At 55.5% G+C, this 18,844-nt stretch carries 17 protein-coding genes and 1 pseudogene; 5 read left to right on the plus strand and 13 right to left on the minus strand.

The genetic code is table 11. The features are described from left to right. Positions 1-174: 174 nt before the first annotated feature. The 9 genes and pseudogenes from BDD14_RS00055 to BDD14_RS00095 all read right to left on the minus strand — a co-directional run bounded on the left by BDD14_RS00055 (position 175) and on the right by BDD14_RS00095 (position 9,284). The gene (locus BDD14_RS00055) at positions 175-2,220 is read right to left on the minus strand and encodes a hypothetical protein (RefSeq protein WP_130417044.1); all 2,046 of its coding nucleotides are present in this window, start codon (positions 2,218-2,220) and stop codon (positions 175-177) included. Between the two features lie 104 nt (positions 2,221-2,324). Continuing rightward, a complete protein-coding gene (locus BDD14_RS00060; RefSeq protein WP_130417045.1) occupies positions 2,325-3,101 on the minus strand; it encodes a hypothetical protein in 777 nt (258 codons plus the stop codon). A gap of 25 nt (positions 3,102-3,126) precedes the next feature. Then, a complete protein-coding gene (locus BDD14_RS00065; RefSeq protein ID WP_130417046.1) occupies positions 3,127-3,399 on the minus strand; it encodes a hypothetical protein in 273 nt (90 codons plus the stop codon). Positions 3,400-3,884: 485 nt separating this feature from the next. After that, positions 3,885-5,471, minus strand: coding sequence for an outer membrane beta-barrel protein (locus BDD14_RS00070; protein ID WP_130417047.1), 1,587 nt, complete (start codon positions 5,469-5,471; stop codon positions 3,885-3,887). Next, positions 5,422-5,928 (minus strand): outer membrane beta-barrel protein, encoded by a 507-nt coding sequence (locus BDD14_RS00075; protein ID WP_130417048.1) that lies wholly within the window; start codon positions 5,926-5,928, stop codon positions 5,422-5,424. Before BDD14_RS00075 ends, BDD14_RS00070 begins: the two co-directional genes overlap by 50 nt. Further along, positions 5,925-7,268 (minus strand): TonB-dependent receptor, encoded by a 1,344-nt coding sequence (locus BDD14_RS00080; RefSeq protein ID WP_130417049.1) that lies wholly within the window; start codon positions 7,266-7,268, stop codon positions 5,925-5,927. The genes BDD14_RS00075 and BDD14_RS00080 overlap by 4 nt, the downstream gene beginning before the upstream one ends. Before the next feature lie 264 nt (positions 7,269-7,532). Next, positions 7,533-8,225: an IS6 family transposase gene (locus tag BDD14_RS00085; protein WP_242617619.1), complete on the minus strand. Its 693-nt coding sequence runs from the start codon at positions 8,223-8,225 to the stop codon at positions 7,533-7,535. A 64-nt stretch (positions 8,226-8,289) separates the two neighbouring features. Beyond that, positions 8,290-8,406, minus strand: a pseudogene (locus BDD14_RS34090) (IS110 family transposase); the annotation flags it as partial. 110 nt (positions 8,407-8,516) lie between these two features. Further along, positions 8,517-9,284, minus strand: a complete 768-nt coding sequence (locus BDD14_RS00095) for a hypothetical protein (protein ID WP_130417051.1) — start codon at positions 9,282-9,284, stop codon at positions 8,517-8,519. Positions 9,285-9,427: 143 nt separating this feature from the next. Between BDD14_RS00095 and BDD14_RS00100 the strand changes: the two genes are divergently transcribed. Then, a complete protein-coding gene (locus BDD14_RS00100) occupies positions 9,428-10,459 on the plus strand; it encodes an IS110 family RNA-guided transposase (protein WP_130417052.1) in 1,032 nt (343 codons plus the stop codon). A gap of 419 nt (positions 10,460-10,878) precedes the next feature. On the opposite strand, the gene BDD14_RS00105 is transcribed toward BDD14_RS00100, so the two are convergent. From BDD14_RS00105 to BDD14_RS00115, 3 genes are read right to left on the minus strand one after another with little or no spacing between them, the layout of a single operon-like run. Then, the gene (locus BDD14_RS00105; protein ID WP_130417053.1) at positions 10,879-11,442 is read right to left on the minus strand and encodes a DinB family protein; all 564 of its coding nucleotides are present in this window, start codon (positions 11,440-11,442) and stop codon (positions 10,879-10,881) included. Positions 11,443-11,486: 44 nt separating this feature from the next. After that, on the minus strand, positions 11,487-11,996 hold the full coding sequence (locus BDD14_RS00110; protein ID WP_130417054.1) for an SRPBCC domain-containing protein: 510 nt from the start codon (positions 11,994-11,996) through the stop codon (positions 11,487-11,489). Next, the gene (locus tag BDD14_RS00115; RefSeq protein WP_242617621.1) at positions 11,986-12,270 is read right to left on the minus strand and encodes an ArsR/SmtB family transcription factor; all 285 of its coding nucleotides are present in this window, start codon (positions 12,268-12,270) and stop codon (positions 11,986-11,988) included. The genes BDD14_RS00110 and BDD14_RS00115 overlap by 11 nt, the downstream gene beginning before the upstream one ends. A gap of 447 nt (positions 12,271-12,717) precedes the next feature. Here BDD14_RS00115 and BDD14_RS00120 point away from each other — a divergent pair, with 447 nt between their 5' ends. Then, positions 12,718-13,914 (plus strand): IS91 family transposase, encoded by a 1,197-nt coding sequence (locus BDD14_RS00120; RefSeq protein ID WP_130417055.1) that lies wholly within the window; start codon positions 12,718-12,720, stop codon positions 13,912-13,914. A gap of 487 nt (positions 13,915-14,401) precedes the next feature. Here BDD14_RS00120 and BDD14_RS00125 read toward each other — a convergent pair whose 3' ends face one another. After that, the gene (locus BDD14_RS00125) at positions 14,402-14,617 is read right to left on the minus strand and encodes a hypothetical protein (protein WP_130417056.1); all 216 of its coding nucleotides are present in this window, start codon (positions 14,615-14,617) and stop codon (positions 14,402-14,404) included. A 317-nt stretch (positions 14,618-14,934) separates the two neighbouring features. Between BDD14_RS00125 and BDD14_RS00130 the strand changes: the two genes are divergently transcribed. The 3 genes from BDD14_RS00130 to BDD14_RS00145 all read left to right on the plus strand — a co-directional run bounded on the left by BDD14_RS00130 (position 14,935) and on the right by BDD14_RS00145 (position 18,691). Then, complete coding sequence (locus BDD14_RS00130) at positions 14,935-15,966, plus strand: IS110 family RNA-guided transposase (protein ID WP_130417057.1); 1,032 nt, start codon at positions 14,935-14,937, stop codon at positions 15,964-15,966. A 1,205-nt stretch (positions 15,967-17,171) separates the two neighbouring features. Then, entirely contained in the window at positions 17,172-17,753 is a 582-nt protein-coding gene (locus BDD14_RS00140; protein WP_207231636.1) for a TetR/AcrR family transcriptional regulator, read from the plus strand. A gap of 77 nt (positions 17,754-17,830) precedes the next feature. After that, on the plus strand, positions 17,831-18,691 hold the full coding sequence (locus BDD14_RS00145) for an SDR family NAD(P)-dependent oxidoreductase (RefSeq protein WP_130417058.1): 861 nt from the start codon (positions 17,831-17,833) through the stop codon (positions 18,689-18,691). The last annotated feature ends 153 nt before the right edge of the window (positions 18,692-18,844 follow it).

Raw genomic sequence — 18,844 nt, forward strand, 5'->3', positions numbered from 1 at the left:
TCGCAGTTTTGAAGGATTGCTGCATCGACTAGGCAGTTTTGAAGGATTGGTGCATTCACTTCGCAGTTTCTGTCGCATCCTCTTTATGCGAAGTCATTGAAAATTGGTCGAAGTTGTCGCATCCTCTTCTGTATCTGACAATAGTAGAACCGGCATTCCAACTTCAGCACAGCTTCAGGTCGTAGCGCCAATCATTTCGAGGGTCAGAGCGCGCAAGGTGAAATCCAGCGTAGTGGATTGCCATCCGTCGTAGCTATGGTCAGCTTTCCGGAAGTACGCCCCATTATCCAATACCAAGTGGTACTCGCCTGGAACCAGGTCGAAGTCGATATTGAAACTCCTAGAGCGGCTTACATCGAGGTTTTTGGAAGTTTCGTTTCCATTCAAACTGACAGGCTTGTTGTTCCCCCACGAGTGAAAGGAGTTGTAGAATTCTTTCCACTTGCCATCGGGAAACTGCAAATCCAAACGGTTGCAGACGTCATAGTCTTGAGCGAATGCCGTCCCATGACTTATATCCTTCCGCGGATCCGCGCGCAGGCGGGTGGTGACATGCGCCCATAGCCGCACCTTCACGGTCTTTCCCGTGTAGTTGAACAACCGATGGTATGTACTGCTGGAGTGCGCATTGTCCCCCTTGTGAATGTTCTTGACATTGAACGTTACAGAATAAACATCGCCTGCGTCGTTGGTAAGAGGGTGCCGCTTGGACTCGCATTTCTGATCATGAAAAGTAATGTACGTGCCGCCGCCATCGTATGGAAACGGGTTGAACCGGTACTCTTGTTTCGCTCCCGAAGGCAATCCGCGGCATAGGCGGTTCGGATCAAACAACCCGGCGGCCAGCACTCCTGTATTGTCCTCTCCAAATACTGGAAAAAGCTTTGGAGTGACGCCTCCACGGAAGCTTTTGTCGATCTCAGTTCCAACACCTGGCATTGGAGACGGAAAGCTCAAGAAGTAGTGCGCCACATTGGTGAATGTGGTCCCCACATCGCGCAGCGTGGCCTTCCCGCCAGACTCCACAAAATCCAGCACCGAGAATGGCAGTTCGCGAAGCTCCGTACCTTGCGCGGGTGTATAGCCATTCGGATGAATATCCAAAGGTTTGCCGTCCTTCAGATCGGAAGGCCGGAACAATGCACGCCCATAAATGCCCTGGATCGCAGCCTGAACCGTCGGAGATGGTTTGCCGTCCGGGCCGCCCTTGTGTCCCACCAGCCTCAGTGCCGCGGAAAGCAGGTCGGCCCGAAGAAGAAGCTCGTCCACATACTTTGGGAACTCCCTCTCGTCCATGCAGTCCTTCATTCCCGTTAGCATGATCGGATCGAGCGAAGAAAAAATCAGATACTCCACCGCTTCAACGTAGGCTGAGGTCTCTTCACGCATCACCTCGGCGAAATCATCCTGCAGGTACTGCTGGATGAATTGCGGACCAAGACGGCGATCCGTGCCAAGTGCGACCCCATGCACGCAAAGACCCTTCAGTTGCGCGGATACGGCATAAAGAAAATAGCCCTCCAGCACCATGCATGCATTTTCGCGGGTGATCTTATTATCCCTTACCTGCTGCCCCAGCTCCTTGGCCCAGTGCATCAGAAGGGATGTCTGTCCCAGGGCCGCCTTTACCAAAACAACTCGGATCGTCTCGATGCAGCCCGGAACATCGGCGACGTACGCCGCAAAATCTCTCGCAGCCGCTTCCAGGTCTGCCTGAGTAATGCCCGTAAAGTGGGGCATCTTCTCCGTCAGCAGCCGCAGCGAGATAGGCCTGCCCGTCGTTTCGCTGTTCTCCAGCGACTGGCTCGACGTGTTGCCATAGGCCACATCGATCCGGCTTCTCGCGGCCAGCAACGTTTCGATCTTCAGGCTCTTCTCCATGAAGTCCCGCAGTGCGTTCAACTGCTTCAAAATCTCCGCCGTCATTGCAGTCAGCCGATCTAGCGATCTCTGCACTTCGGTAAGCTGATTGCTGATTGCGTCCAGCTTGCGGGAAATCTCGGCCATGTCAGGGCCCCCCATACCGATGGCGCTCATTACCTCAGAGAAGATCAAGCCGCCAACGGAGCTGACAATGCCTCCCGCAACATTTCCTCCAACCCATTTGGTAATTGCCCAGGCTGCGGCGGAGTAGGGGCCACCGAGCGTTAATTCGTTGGTGGAAGTTGGAGCGGAGACCGGCGTATCGCTGGAGGCGGATAACACGTTTTCTGGATTCAAGGAAGTGTTCCCGAGCATGAAATGGGTGTGGTCACGAACCCGCCAAGAGTACAGCAGATGTCGAAGAACTGGAAGTGATTGTTCTTACACCTTCAGGGTCGTCCCTACGAGATCCGGGGCGAACCTCCGAGCGCAGTCGAAGAGGCGCTCGCTGCCAGGACGTGGAGGGCCTCTTTGACACGGGCTTTGAGAGAGGATTCGTCCAGGCTCCACTCAACTCCTAGAGTTTGCAGCGAATATCGTTTTGCGATTCTGCCGTTAGAACAACTGATTGCGACAACCTCTCCGCCACCGTGCCACGCGAATGCAATCCCACTCGCATGGTCAATTTCCACTGCTTTGATTCCATAGAGTTGCTGGTGCAGCTTTGGAGTCTGTGTGGCATTTTCAGGCGGCATCTGCTTCATCTCCTCATTAGATTCCGGCAACTCAACCCCCAGTCGCACGGTCTGTCCGCACTGTGATATCTGAAACGCGTCGCCGCGTTTAGCCTGGTAGTGTGCCGCAGCACGAGTGATCCACTCCCGAATGTCCGGAGGCACGTCTTTGCCCCATTCAAGTTCCAGAGTGTGATACGGCAGGGAAGCAAGCCTCTTGTAGTCTCCGTGCTCCTCCCGTTCACGATCGGCGAATACCAGAGCGCCAGGAAACACCCCAATAAATACCCTCCGGCGAATGATGGCATCTGGACTCTGATCGAACATATCCAGAACGAACGCCTCAAATTCCGCATCATTGAGCCAAAACGGAACTTTGAACGCGGGGAGGTCGAGGCTTTGCTTGTTGTGGATCCCGACACGCATCATGCCGTTGTCGAGATCTGCGACGAAGTGAACGCCGGAAGCTCGAACGATCTTGGTGACTCTCGCCGTGGTTGGCATAAATTACTCTCCGTTCGGATGGTGGTTACGCTGCTTGCTCTTCCGCCGTGTGTGAGGGCGGAATTTGCCCGGTCGCTTCAAATTCGTCGAGGGCTTGAAGATAGTCCTTGTCTGATATGTCCACACTGAACATGAGGCGTGACTCTGGGCCATCTGCTACGAAGCGCTCGCTTTGTTCAAGCAGCGTTCGCTCAAGCGAATCCAGACGCGGCTTTCCTTTGAGCCACTGGAGGCGCATTTTGTGATGAAGAAGGTCATACTTCCTCTGCCTTTCGGCCAATTCTTTGCTCGTACTCATTTGAGAATGCTCTCCTGCGATGGGATCGTGGCTCAGCGCGCACGAAGTAGGTGACGGCACCGGATGGCGGCGCCAAGAACAGCAAGAGGGCCGCCAAAGTGGTTGACTGCCTCACCGGAAAGTCTGCGATCCTGTAGCGCGCGAACGCAGTCAACCGACTCAGTGACGCTTAGAATCGCTGCCCAACGCATGGCACGAAGAAGATGGCGGTATCGCTTTTCGATTGCCTCATAGCTCATTGGAAGACCAACGTTCGGGTAAGGGGTGGTACATGACACGAGCTTTCTCCGATTTTGTTGGGATTCTTTGGCGGGATGGAGCGTTCGATACGAACGCTGCACTGGTTTAAAAAGAAACCGCCCACCCTTATTAAGAGGGCAGGCGCAGTGCAAGAATCAATGTTTCGATCACTACAGCAAAAGCTAAAGGCAGCTACAGGTTGTTACCCGTAGCTGCCTTGCTATTTTATTAATTGGCGGTGACTGTTAGAAGAACAGTTTGGCGGATACCTGCAGCTGGCGTGGGCCGTAGAGGGTGTTATTGGTACCCGTAACAGCACCGAATGCAGTTGTTCCGGAGCCAGTGAATGGGCTGATGCAGCCTTGCAGCACGGAACCTGCCGGTGCGGAGCCCTTGCATGTGGTGCTATTGGTTGGGGTGTAGGTTGAGTAGGTGGAAGCTACGTTGGTGGCAATCTTGTGGTTCAAAAGATTGAAGGCTTCGCCAGAGAACTGCATGCGAATGTTCTCGTGGATGCGCAGATCGCGGGCGATGTGGAAGTCAACGTTGTTGAATCCTGGACCGACCTGGCTATTGCGACCGATCTGCGGAGGACGACCGGTAGTTGCAGCTCCCGAACTGGAGCTCATGGCACTACCGTAGATGTTGCCTCCCGCGCCTATGTTGGTCGGGTTGCTGGAGGAAGAACCGGCTCCGTTGAAGACAGTACCGCTCATGCTTGCCACAATGGGCTGGCCTGCTGACGCGATTTCGGTTCCAGAGAAGATGAAGCCATCAACGATGGTCCGGGCCCATTTGTTGTCACTGAAGAGCTGCGGCTGGTAGACAAAGCTGAGCACAAAGCGATTGCGCAGGTCTATGTCCGACTGGCCATTCTCTCCACGGAGATTGTTGGGATCGAGGACGGCGTTGCCTCCGTAGAAGGTACCGAATGCGCCCTGAACCTGATCGGTATCCGTCGCTTTGGCCCAGGTGTAGTTCATCAGTAACTCGAGGCCATTCTGGAAAGGACGGCGAACCGTGACTGCCATGGAGTTATACCAGGAGTTGGCCGCACTGAAGCCGGTGTTGTAGGACTGGAGCCTCGCGTCTCTTCGATCCGAGACGAGGTAGACGGGTACGGTGAGCTGATTGACTACATTACCACTCTTATCGAGGATGTTGTAGCTGCGAACGCCATGCGGCGTCTGGCCGATGAGATTGGCATCAAGGAAGACGGGAAGACGCGTGGCGCGTGAACCAACATAACCGACCGAGAACGAGATGTGCCCCGGCAGAGCCTGTTCAATGCTCAGTTCAGCTTCATGAGCCAGCGGCGGGACGAAGTTAGGATCGAGGCCGTGGAAGCTCTGCGTGCCAAGATTGCTGGGACCGGAGATCGCCGGAGCCGTGCCGCCCGAGGGAAAGAGAGCGCCGGAGAGTGATGGGCCGGTGGGCTGGAAGGGAACGTTTGGAAAGGTCAAACCGGCTGTTGGAGTAGAGGTGCAGGTCGTGGGCGCGTTTGAGGGTGCCGTGCAACCAGTGTAGTTGTAGTTGACCTGGACGACACCGTTCTCCACGCGCATAGCGTAGTAGGTGCTGCCCTGGTTGAGACCGGAGAAGAGACCGTAGCCACCACGGACCACCGTGCCGGTGTAAGGTTCCCAACTGAAGCCGATACGCGGCTGAACGCGGTTAGCAACATTCTTGATGGTGCTGCTGTACTGCGTCGATAGCGGCGCGAAGTTAGTGTTGTTTTTGATGGGGGCAGGAGTGAGTTGTAAGTCGTAACGCACACCTAAATTAACGGTGAGGGTTCGAGCGGACCTTCCAGGAGTCTTCGGCGAAGCCATCGAACATCTTCATCCAGAAATCATCGGCTCCGGCGCGGTTGCCAGTGTTCAGCTGATCGACGGTCTGGACGAAGCTGGTGTAATGGTACCCTGCGCTCGGATCCGTATCGCCAGACTGGCCACGGAAGGAGTCCTGCGCCCAGTTCTGGAAGTTGATTGTGGTGTTAGCACCGCTGTAATTGTAGACTCCGCCACCTTGGAAGAGGTTGATCATCACCTCGTGGACGAGGTTGACGTCGCCTCCGAACTTGAACGAGTGACGCCCATGAATCGTGGAGAAGACGTCCGTTATCTGGGTGCGGTGCTCGTCAGGCTCGGCGATACGGGGAAGAGCGTTGGGCATACCGTAGGTTACGGCACCCATGGAAATGCTGGGTCCTGAGGCGTTGGCGCCTGCAGTCTCGAGATCGCGACCGTACTGAAAGTGAACTTGATTGGTCGTGAGGCCGGCAATCAAAAGCGCTCGTGATAGCTGGTGGGACCATTGGTGGTGGGCGAGCTGTTCGTGAAGGTGGGAGCGGAGTTGTAGCCATACGTGCTGTCGAAGTTAGCGAAGTTGTAGTTCACGAAGGCATCGTTTTTACTGTTGATGTGCCAGTCGATGCGCGGGAAGAAGATGTTCTGTTTACTGAAGCGTGAGGGAGGAGCGGAGGTGGCTCCGGATGTCTGCAGCAGGAAGTTGATGGCGCTGAGGCACTGAGCGCTGGTAATGGTCGTGGGGCACTGCGTGGGCGTGATGAGCGCAGTGGGGTTGGTTCCCGCCGGCGGCGGCGTCGTCGCTGAGGGAGAGAGAGAGATGTAGTTGGTGTTGGCGTAGAGAGCTCGGCCAACACGGCGGAAGCCATCGTAGGTGAAGAAGTAGAAGAGCCGATGCTTGATGATAGGCCCGCCTACGCTGCCTCCGAACTGCTGTTGCTGATGGATGGGCTGAGTGAGCAGGAAGGGATTACCACCGTTGTGCAGCGCCGAGAATTTATTGAAGGGGTCGAGGGCATTGAGGGTGGGGTAGCGCAGGCTGTAGAACAGGTCGCCATGGATCGAATCGGTGCCCGACTTGGTGATGGCATTGACCTGTCCGCCGACGGCCTGACCGAACTCAACCGAGTAGTTGGAGACCTGGGCCTGGAACTCCTTGATCGAGTCGAGCGAGTAGACGTAGGGAGCACCCGAAGAACGGCCCCGCGCTTCGGAGAAGAGCATCTGGTTGTTGTTGCCGCCGTCCACATAGTTCTGGTTGTAAAGACCGCTGATGCCGTGGAAGCTTACCAGGCCGGTACCACCGTCCTGAACCACGTTGGGGGTCAAGAGGACGAAGGCGCTCCAGTTACGGCTGTTGACGGGCACATTGGAGATCAGCTTCTCGCCGATGGTCTGGGAGACCTCGGTCTTCTCGGTATCGATCAGCGGAGACTCGGCGTTGACGACGATTTCAGAGCTGACCGAGCCTACGGGCAGCGCCACGTCGATACTGAGAGTCTGGCCTACGGTGAGGATAAGGTTCTGGCGGACGACCTTCGCATAAGAACCGCCTCCGACAGTCACCTGATAGTGGCCGGATTGCAGGAAGGGAGCAGCGAAGGAGCCGTCAGCGCTGGTGGTGTAGGTGCGGGTAACACCGGTATCGGTATTGGTGACGACGACCGACGCGTTGCTGACAGTGGCCCCTGTTGTGTCGGTGATGGTACCGCTGATGTTGCCCACGCCGGACGTCTGGGCAGTGGCGGGCAGGGCTGTCAAAACTATGAAGATGGCTGCGATCGCAAAGGTAAGGCTCTTACACCAAGGGGTATGATTCATTGAGTACTGGCTCTCCTAAAAACGACACCGATAACAAAATGCGGTGTGTAAACGAGGTTTCTGGCAGAAGGAGATTTCGACTGTGAGGTCTGCCGAATCGTTCCAATACAACCAGAATTGAATTTTGGTTGGTCAGCCCAAAGAATAGCGACTGTCAAGGCGAACTACGTCAACATTCGGGTAATAACGAATTGAATGATCGGTTCTGGTGCAAACTGTTTCAGAATGAGTGACGGTATGGTTAGGGAAGAATTATTTGCAGGGTTATGCAGCAAGAACAGCAGCCCAAATGTCAGGAGCGGCTACGGGTCTGCCCGGCAAGGTCCCGATCTTGAATTGCTGTTTCCGAATTTTCTCTGCAAGTTCGATGCCGCTTATCGTTGTTGTCGCTGTGTCGAATCGCTTGAACCCGAGCATCGGTCGAATCCGCTGTTTGATGCGGCGATGATCCTGCTCCACAACATTGTTCAGGTACTTGCTGGACCGTACTCTTATGCGCCGTGTTATTGTTCCGGCTGATTGCAATTCCGTGATGGCTCGATGCGAAGCCGCGTACGCATCGAGTGTAATGACCCGCGGTGAGCCGTGCTTCTTCATTGCCTTGCTGAAGAAGCGCTTCGCTGCCGCAACATCCCGCCGTGCGCTCAACAGAAAGTCCACCGTTAGACCCAGCTTGTCTACCGCTCGATACAGATAGGTCCACCGGCCCTTCACCTTAATATAGGTCTCATCGCAACGCCATGACCTGCCCACTGGCCGAGAGTACTGACTCCAGCGCTTCTCAAACTCAGGAACAAAGCGTTGTACCCAGCGCAGAATCGTCGTGTGCGTCACCTCAATTCCTCGCTCCGCCATCATTTGTACCAAGTCGCGAGAACTCAGTTTGTATGTGAGATACCAGCGCACACAAAGCACAATAATGTCCCGGTCAAAATGTCGTCCCTTGAACAAATCCAATGCTCTCATCCTGAACCATTATCACCGTCCATTCCAACCATCTCAGAGTTTGCACCAGAACCAAGGCAATCAACTGCTTCTGGGTAAACTTCTTCTTCAGCAGCACCTTGCCGTTATCACCAAGTGCCACCAGGTGAAAGGTCGTCTTGCCAAGGTCAATACCAACCGATCGAATCTGCATGTCGATGATCCTCCTTGAATCTGCCTACAAGATCTTCCGGGGAAGATCAAGCGGCGGACCATCTTAGTAAACGTGACTTTCCGGGAGGAGACAAAATAGGGAGCGAAAACTCAGCGTCCAGCAGCACTGGGAATTTGCACCTGATGAACGATGTAATCCGCAGGAGGCTGGTATTTGCCGACACCCGGTTCTCCGCGGACAATGTCGACCAACTCATTTCTAGTTTCTCCGCTACGCGGATCAACGTTGGTTTCAAGGATCACAATTTTGAGTTCGGGACAGTACCAAGTCTCGTGGACGACCACAACGGGAGTGTCATGGTGGTCTTTTCCAGCCGGGATCGTGTAGGAGTTACGTGTCCCTACCGCGACCACACCTCCGACCTCCCCGATCCCAAGTTTCTCGGCTTCCTCGCCCGAATCGCTCGTGGCAGCCTGAAAACACACTTCGCAGGGTTGGTTGGAAGAACCCTGCTCATCTACGCTTTTCGGCCAATGGATCACCTTGACTTCTTTTGAGCTTGAGTCCCATTTTGTATCAGTATTTGCGACAGGATCATGGATGCGATACAGCATCTCGCTCTTAAGAACACTCTTCCCACCTTCGGTATAGGTCCAATGACGCTCGCCTGCGCTATAAGTACGTCCGCTGGAATCGCGTGCCTCACTTCCGCCGGACTGGGTGCGATTGATCGTGCCATCGGCCGCCTTGGCAATAGATGTGAAGCGTCGCTGCGCCGAGTAAGGAACGTTCACCACTGTCTCATCTCTGGTGACTGCGGAAGTCTGTCCGCTGATTTTGCTGGCGTTGGCGAGTATCGCGACAGAAAGCATCCCGCCAAGTGTCACGAAGAGAACCTGTAAGCGAATCTGCATCATAGAACTCTATTTTCAGCATTGCGCACCTAGAACAAGAATATACAGAGCAGTTCCCGGGAAACGGGGTTACTGAGATGGTCCGCCGCTTAAACCTCAATCTGGCGATGAGGATCTTATAGGCAGATTGAAGGAGGATCATCGACATGGAGATTCGTTCCGTAGGCATTGACCTTGGCAAGACGACCTTTCACCTGGTGGCTCTTGGCGATAACTGCAAGGTGCTGCTGAAGAAGAAGTTTACCCAGAAGCAGTTGATTGCCTTCACCGCGAACCTGCAGACCTCTTTGATTGGGATGGAGGCCTGTTCCGGGGCGCACTTCCTGGGCCGTACTTTACGAGAACAAGGCCACGATGTGAAGCTGATCCCGGCCCAGTTCGTGAAGCCATTCGTGAAGTCGAACAAGAACGACTTCCTGGATGCGGAAGCGATTGCTGAGGCTGTGGATCGGGAGAACATGCGATTTGTTCCGATCAAGACGGACGACCAGCTGGATCTGCAGGCATTGCATCGTGTGCGCGATCGTTTGATCGCGCGAAGAACCTCAGTCATCAACCAGCTGCGGGCCTTCCTGCTGGAGCGGGGTCTGGTATTTGCAAAGAGCCCGGCCAGGCTGCGCGAGCGCATGCCCGAGATCCTCGAGAACGCCGAGGAAGATCTCACTCCGCGTATGCGGAACCTGCTGGCTCAACTTTGGAACGAGTGGAAGGATCTTGAACAGCGGGTGGTCGATCTGAACCAGGAAGTGGAGCTGATTGCCTCAAGTGATGCGGCATGCACGCGGCTCAGGCAGATCCCCGGCGTTGGCCCGCTGGTCGCAACCGCGATCGTAGCCGCGATCGGTAACGGCGCAGCCTTCCATAAGGGGCGTGAGTTTTCTTCCTGGCTTGGGCTTGTGCCACGACAGCACTCGACCGGTGGTAAGGCCCGCCTCTTCGGTATCAGCAAGCGCGGTAACAACTACCTGCGCAAGATCTTCATCCATGGAGCCCGCGCAGTCGTATTGCGATCGAAGCGAGACCGCGTCGCCATGGGCGCGTGGATGACCGCTCTTGAAGCCAGAGCGCCACGCAACGTGCTCATCGTCGCCACGGCAAACAAACTGGCAAGGATCGCTTGGGCCGTGCTGTCAAGCCGCCAGGACTATCGGGCAGTTCAAGAGCCAGTCGCGGCCTAGCTAAGCGTAGCTATCAAGATCAAGTTCTCCCACCGAGGTCTGCACCGGATAAGTAAAGATGAAAGAACAGTCAAACGGCGTACCTGAAACCTGATTGCTCAATAGGCTCTTCCACAGCCGAGGGGTTTTGTAGGACAGGTACGCGGCGTATCTCATCATGGCCAGGAGACTGATCTCCACCAAAAGGCCGGATACATTGACGCAGACATTCCTTCATCCATAAACTTTTCCCTTGCATTCAGACGGCGGACCATACATTGACCAACTTCGTCTCTCAACAGGCGGTCCGGGAACCCGAACTTGCCGCAAAGCGGACTTTGCAGGAGTCTCGCCTGACGGCTCTGCCTTCGTCGATGAGTGACTCGGCGATAATGCACTCATTGACACCCTGTGGAAGATCGAAGGATCGAACTTGAGCTTTACTTCTTGGGCCGCGACTCCGGCGGCACAAGACCCGCGAGGCGGTAGTACACAACGAGCTGGCCGTAGTGTTCACCGCTATGCTCGATGATGCCGTATGCAATGTCGATAACGCGCGCTTTCTGCTGAGGGAAATAAACAACCTCGGTCGTCAGGCCTTTTTCGCCTTTCGCCTGGATGGCGGTTGCGCCATCGGCGAAGGATTTCTTGACGAACGCAACGATGTCGGCCTTGGACTTGTATTGGTCGCGCTTCGGATCTTCTGCCGCGGGAGGCTTCTGCCCCATCACAGGATTCGTGAAGTAGTAGCATGAGCCCGCCGCGTGCAGCAACTGCTCGGCGAAACTCCGCTGCTCAGGTGTCGGCTTGAAGTCATATTTGTCCTCGGGAAAATCTTCAGCCATCGCCGTCAGCTTGCGGCCAATCTCATTCCAGGAATCGAGCACGACTTTCGATTCCGGATCGGCAGGTTTGATGGCTGCATCTTTCTTCATCGCATCCTGGGCATGCGCGGGAAATGCGAATGCCAGCAGGACGATAGCGAGAAACGGTATTCTTTTCATTTCTTCCTCCACGATTGAGTTTCGCGAATCAAAGCTTCAACTTCTTATTTTGCCTGCGCTAGCTCCGCAACAACTGCGGCAACTTTCTCGAGTATCTCGTTCCAGCCCTCGAGTTGACCGCTATCTTTCGGGCTCTCCATGGATTCATTTCCAATGTGTGTGGGTTTCGTCTGGCCGTTTCCGAGATCCTCAAAGAGGGTCACGTCGTACGCTCCGTCTATGGCCTCATGTTCTATTCCTAATTGCTCAGGGTCAATCTTGTTTCCTTCCGAGTCCGAAATGTACATGGAGGAAACGATCTTTTCGTGCAGAACAATCTCGTGGTATTCAATCGCATTCCAGCCCTCGTACCCATCCGGCGTCTTCATGCAGAGGAGAGACTTTCCTCCAACGCGAACATCCATCTGGCAAACGGGCGCAGTAAAGCCCTTCGGTCCCCACCACTGCATCACGTACTTCGGGTCTGTCCACGCCTTCCAAACCAGCTCGCGTGGGGCATCAAAAACTCTTGTGATAACCATCCGCTCTGTCTCATTAACCGTGTTATTTGTCATCTCTGACCTCCGCCTTTTTCATTTGATTTACAACGACTTCCAGTTTGTCGAAGCTCTCTTCCCAGAATCGGCGATAAGAAACCGCCCAGTCGCTGACTGTCTTAATCGCCGCTGGCCTGAGCGTGCACACACTCTCTCGTCCACGCTTCGTCTTGATCACAATCCGCGCCCGCACCAGGTAGGCAATATGTTTTGAAATCATCTGCTGCGAGAGTGCAAACGGTTCCGTCAATCCATGCACAGCGGCAGGCCCATGCGAGAGCCGTTCGATCATTGCCCTGCGGGTTGGATCAGACAACGCCGCAAATGTTGTACCTAGTCTATCCACAACCATATGGTAGTGGATACCGTCGAATGTCAATTGATATTGTTGCGAGCCGGATTTCCATTCCCTGGTCTCTGAACCATTACACCTACGCGTGATAGATCGCCAATGCACTCACTGAACAAGATGGCTAGCCTTAAGTCGGCCAGTGTCCGGCGACCTTTCCCAGGCGTGATCCTCGGTTGACGCCAACAGGGCTTAGCACTCATTGAGGGCCTTGAATCGCCTTGAGGAACGAAGTTCCCTGGAAACGGGGTTTTCGGAAACTTCAAATCGAACTTGCCGCAAACCCGACTTGAACGAAGCCGCTTTGAGAGCGGCGGACGCATGCGCGTGTGGTTGAGCCAGCCTTGATGGCGCTGCGATAAGTTAAGTGGCAGGGGTATCTCTCAGCGCATGAACCGACCTTCGCTGGAGATGGCCGACATCGTTCACTGTGCCGGTGACGACTTCATAAAGCGCAGTCGCCGGTGGATCAGCTGGCAACATCAGAAGGTGTTGCTGGCCATCACCCGTTGCCGCACCGCTGCGCTGGGCGGGCATCGCGATCAGTGCTCCAGCTGCGGACATTCCGCCATCTCCTACTATTCGTGCCGTAATCGGCATTGCCCCGGATGCCAGGGCAACGCCCGTGTGCGCTGGCTCGAAGCCCGCCAACGCGAGCTTCTCCCTACCCGCTACGTGCATGTTGTCTTCACCCTCCCGCGCGAACTGGCCCCGCTTGCTCTGCAGAACAAGCGGCTGATTTATAACCTGCTGTTCCACTCCAGCGCCGCGACCCTGCTCGAGATCGCTCGCGATCCCCGACACCTCGGCGCCGAGATCGGCTTCTTCAGCGTGCTCCATACCTGGGACCAGCGCCTGCAACATCATCCCCATGTCCACTGCGTGCTCGCCGCCGGCGGCCTCGCTCCAGACCACTCCCGCTGGATCTCCTCCCGCCGCTCCTTCTTTCTCCCCATCAAGGTGCTCAGCCGCGTGTTCCGCGGCAAGTTCGTCGCCGGACTCAAGAGCGCCTTCCATACAGGCACACTCCAGTTCTACGGCAACCTCGCACCACTCGCAGCACAGGGGACCTTTACCTCCTGGCTCAGACTCCTGTTCCGCCACGACTGGGTCGTCTACGCCAAGCGCCCCTTCGGCGGGCCGGAACACGCACTGCGCTATCTCAGTGCCTACACCCACCGCATCGCCATCTCCAACCACAGACTCGTTGCCCTCGCCAACGGCAACGTCACCTTCCGCTGGAGAGATTCCGCTCACGCCAACAAGAAGCGGCTCATGATCCTGCCCGTCGATGAGTTCCTGCGCCGCTTCCTCCTCCACCTGCTCCCGCGCGGCTTCGTGCGCATCCGCAACTTCGGCTTCCTCACCAACCGGTACCGCGCTACGTTGCTGCCGCTCTGCTTCCACCTGTTCCACAGCACTGGACCGCCCCGACAGATAAATGCAGCGCAGACTTCAACCCATAGGAGCTCCGCATCGCTCTGGAACTGCCCTGTCTGCGGCGGAACCATGCACGTCGTCGAACACCTCTCCGCAGCTCAACTCCTGCTTCGCTCTCCTCCGCTGTCCCGCGAGTGTGCCGCATGAACCCACAGTTCCAACCTCGACCTGCTTACCTGCTCCGGCACGCACAGAGTCCCTGTGTCGCATCTCGCTCCAACCGCACTCGAGACCACCGCTTCACCCGCTGTCTGCTGCCTCATCCAGAAGCTTTGCCCCCGCGAACTCTTCCCACAATCCGCATCCGCACCACGCACCACCGACCTCCGATGCCCTCGGCCTCCGCGCAGCACCATTCAAATCCCATAGCAACCCAACTGCCAGCGGCTTCCTTCAAGTCGCTGTATCCGAAGCGCCGCCCCACAGCGCTTCAATCAACCAACCGGAAAAAATGGGCGCTCCAGATACAGCACTAAGACTTTTGGGGAGAAGTGACATTCCTAGAATATGTTCATCACCGTCGCGATCGCTGCGATCTTGCTTCTTCTCGCCTTCATTGGAAGCAAGCCCTTCTGTTTCCGGCTGGCCAGGTTTATTTGGGGCGATAGTGGCCCCCTGATGACGTCTTTCTACCTCAAGACAACACTTTCACCGCAAAGTAGCTGGCGGCCATAATCGTAAGAATGACGCCGCACCGCAACGCACTCAGGCGCGGTGGAATGATGGCAAACACGATCAAACCAACAGCCACACTTCCAAACCAGGCTTCCATTTTATGAGTGTTTACGATGGCAGGCACCAATGTCCCAGGTATAACCAATACAGCCGTTTTCAAGATTGAATTCTTCACCGGAGTCTCCTCATCGCAAAATGCCTAATTCGTCATCATGACAGGTAGTCCCTGCGCTGTCTGACATCCATATTGTTGCGCTTGGGCATTGGTCCCATCGATTCCGTTTTTCAACAAGAACAGTCCTCCTTGTATCGCCACGAATGGTCTTACTACTGAATGTCCCCGAGACGTTGCAATAGTAAATAGTGCTCTACTGAGCCTAACTAAACGTCCGATTTCCGTTCCTCGAAAACGGGGTTACTGAGATGGTCCGCCGCTTGAACTCCACTAGGGCGTGGAGGATCTTGTAGGCAGGTTCAAGGAGGATCATCGACATGCAGATTCGTTCAGTAGGGATTGATCTCGGCAAGACGACCTTTCACCTGGTAGCCCTTGATGATAACGGCAAGGTGCTCCTGAAGAAGAAGTTTACGCAGAAGCAGCTGATCGTATTCACAGCGAACATGCAGAGCTCGTTGATCGGGATGGAGGCGTGCGCAGGAGCACACTTCCTGGGCCGTGCTTTGCGAGCCCAAGGGCACGACGTCAAGCTTATCCCCGCTCAGTTTGTGAAGCCCTTCGTGAAGTCGAACAAGAACGATTTCATTGACGCAGAAGCGATCGCCGAAGCCGTGGGTCGTCAGAACATGCGGTTTGTTTCTATCAAGACCGATGATCAGCTGGATCTGCAGGCGTTGCATCGCGTCCGGGAACGAGTGATGCAGCGGAGAACCGCTGTGATCAACCAGATTCGCGCATTCCTTCTGGAGCGAGGCATGGTGTTTGCTAAGAGTCCGATTCGCCTCAGAGAAGCGATACCAAGCGTGCTCGAGAACGTGGAGGAGAACCTGACTCCAAGGATGCGCAACCTGATAGCGATGATGTGGAGCGAGTGGAAGGAGCTGGAACTTCAGCTTGAAGAGATGAACGCGGAAGTCGAGCGGATTGCCTCCAGCGATGCCGCATGCCAGAGACTGCGACAGATTCCGGGCATCGGACCTCTGGTGGCAACCGCGATCGTAGCTTCGATCGGCAACGGTTCGGCCTTCCGGAAGGGACGAGAGTTCGCCGCCTGGATGGGACTGGTACCCAGACAGCATTCAACAGGAGGCAAGGCACGGCTCTATGGCATCAGTAAGCGGGGCAACCGTTATCTACGGATGATTCTGGTTCACGGAGCCCGTGCCGTTGTCCTGCGATCCAAGCGAGATCGTATCGCAATGGGTGCATGGCTAACTTCACTCGAGGGCAGAGCCCCGCGCAACGTGTTGATCGTCGCCATGGCCAACAAGCTGGCTCGCATCGCATGGGCTGTGCTCTCGACTGGTCAGGACTACCGGGTCGTGCCCGCCGAAACTACTGCCTAGCCTAGGCCGGCGAAACATAACCGGTTCCAAGCCATCTCACCAAGGTCTGCACGGACGAGTGAAGATGAAAGAACAGTCATAACGGCGTCTCTGAAACCTGTTTGCTCAAAAGGCCCTCGCGGCCGAGGGGTTTCAAAGGACAGACACGCGGCGTATCTCATCATGTGCCAGGAGATCTTATTCTCCATAAACAGGCCGGATACATTAACGCAGACTTCTCTTCGTCCAACCACTTTTCTCTTGCAGTCGGACGGCGGACCATACATTTCACCAAGTTCGACACTTCTAGGGTTGGATATCCCGAAGTTGCCGGAAATGCGACTTTCCGGGCGGATACCTTCGACGTTTTGCATGTAAACATAGGCGTTAGGCTGGCGTCTGCGCTTCTATGACAGCCAGTCAAGGTTTGCCAAGTTCTCGCCCCGCTTAGATGGATTTACGAGTTTGCAAGAGATATTGAAACCGAACCTTCGAGGCCGGCCAGTCGCGCATGGTAAAGGAATAGTTCACGGTGTCGCGAACGAAGCCATCTCGCATCACCATGTGACAGCGCAATACCCCATCGCGCACGGGCCGAGCCGTTCAATGGCACGCTGAGATCGCAGATTTTTCTTCACGATCCCTCCAGTTACAAAACCCGATTTGCGTAAAAGTGTACAACCTCGGCGAGGTCCTCTATTTGTTGCTGGAGGTGCCGGTATCACCCGATTCTCCACGCTAACTCTAAACACTCTTCCCCTGGAGTCAGCCAGGGAGCACGAATCAGCAGGCATCCAGATGAGGCTAATCATGGCTCAACGTGCACATCCGGCCTTAACTAGTACTACTATTGTCAAGCGAGCTTCTGTCGAACGCTTTCAATAATTTCGTCTGAAAGCTGCGGATCTTGTACAGCGCGAGCGAGCACAATCCCGCCAAGTAATGCAGCTGTTTGGAAGATCGCATTCTTCCTGTCTCCACCGCCTGTGGAGGAGCAATCGCTCCACAAAGAGTGCGGATGGAAGCGTGGCGATTCGGCGATGATGCACTGAGCAAGGAAGGCAATATCTTAACGCCTTCCGTTGGTCGGCAATCAGCTTTCCTTGCTGAAACGGTCAAAACGACCTTGACTTGCCCGGCCTTCTCATGGAAGTTGCTGACCATCCTCCTCCCAGCACGTTCCTGTCCTTACCAGGAACCTGTCCTTACCAGGAACTGCATACACTATGGGCAGCATGCCGCGACCGAAGACCGGAGACAAACGTGCTGCCATCCTCCGTGCAGCCACCAAGACGATTGCTGAAGATGGCATTGGCGCGTCCACTGCTAGTGTTGCCAAGGCTGCGGCCGTGGCGGAGGGGTCGCTGTTCCGGTACTTCCCGGATAAGGATAAGCTGCTCAACGAGCTCTACCGCGAGCTAAAACTAGACATGCGAAGCGCTATGATCGCGGGCTTTCCCTTGACCGGCTCACTCCGGAAGCGAGTACAACATATCTGGAACGCCTACGTCACCTGGGGTATGGAGTCGCCAGCGAAGCGTAGGGCGATGATGCAGCTTACCGTTTCTGAGCGCATCACCGACCAAAGCAGACTTGAGGGGCAGGCGGGCTTCGAAGACGCTACCGAAGCCATGCAGCAGTTAGTCGCGCAGGGCAAATTGAGCGGTCTGCCTGCAGCTTTTGCGTCAGACCTCCTGCTCGCGATGGCGGAGACGACCATGGCGTCCATGGTGGCCAATCCAGCCAAAGCGGAGCGCTACCAAAGCGCTGGATTCGAGGCCTTTTGGAGCGCGGCAGCCAAGAAGTAGCCTGGCAGGATTTTCTCACCAGATTAATGAGTATTCACTCCGTTATGCTGCATCCAATCGGCAGAACGGAGGTTTTGATGTCCAAAGTATGGTTGGTAACAGGTGGCGCAAGTGGTTTGGGCCGCGATATCGCCGAGGCAGTTCTTGCTTCGGGTGATCGCCTCCTAGCGACGGCCCGCGATCCACACCGGTTGAACGATTTGGTGGAGCGATATGGCGAGCAGGTACAGACAGCGCCCCTCGATGTGGCAGATGAGGCGGCGGCAAAGGCCGCGGTCGAAAAGGCTGTTGAGGTCTTCGGACGGCTGGATGTTGTCGTCAATAATGCGGGGTACGGAGATGTTGCCCCTTTTGAGCAGCTAAGTTCAGAGAGCTTTCGCGCTTTAGTCGACACGAACTTCTTCGGCGTCGTCTACATGACACGAGCGGCGATCCCGGTCATGCGGAAGCAGAGGAGTGGTTGCATCCTTCAGATCTCTTCCGTCGGGGGCAGGTTGGGGGTTCCTGGAAACGCAGCCTATCACGCGGCAAAGTGGGCCGTCGGAGGCTTCACAGAATCTCTTGCACAGGAGCTAACTCCATTCGGCGTTCGAGTGTGTGCCCTGGAACCGGGCGGTATGCGTACCAACTGGGGCAAGCGGGCAAGCGCAGGCGTACCAAAACTCTTTCCGGAGTATGAGCCATCGGTCGGCCTCATTATCAAAAGGTTGGAGGACCATTGGGGGCATGAGATGAGTGATCCGGCAAAGGTCGCCCAGGTCATTCTGCAACTAGCCTCCGAAGAGCGGCTTCCAGCGCATCTGTTGCTCGGCAGCGATGCTCTGCATTATTCCCGGCTTGCGGACGAAAAGCGGGAATCCGACGCTAAGGCATGGCACAAGATCGGCGTCTCAACTGACGTGGCGGTTGTAAAAGAGTTACCCGATTTGAAGCTCTGAAATTGGTGCTGGCGTAGCTGTGGAGGTCCGTGGCGCTCCCAGCATTCTATCTATAGATGTCGAGGCAATTCCTATATGGCGGGCAACTTTCTCTACCTAACCGTCGCGGTTCGATTTGTCCGCCATATGGCTCTATAATCCGCGCATGGCATC

The sequence above is a fragment of the Edaphobacter modestus genome, assembly GCF_004217555.1.
GTDB lineage: Bacteria > Acidobacteriota > Terriglobia > Terriglobales > Acidobacteriaceae > Edaphobacter > Edaphobacter modestus.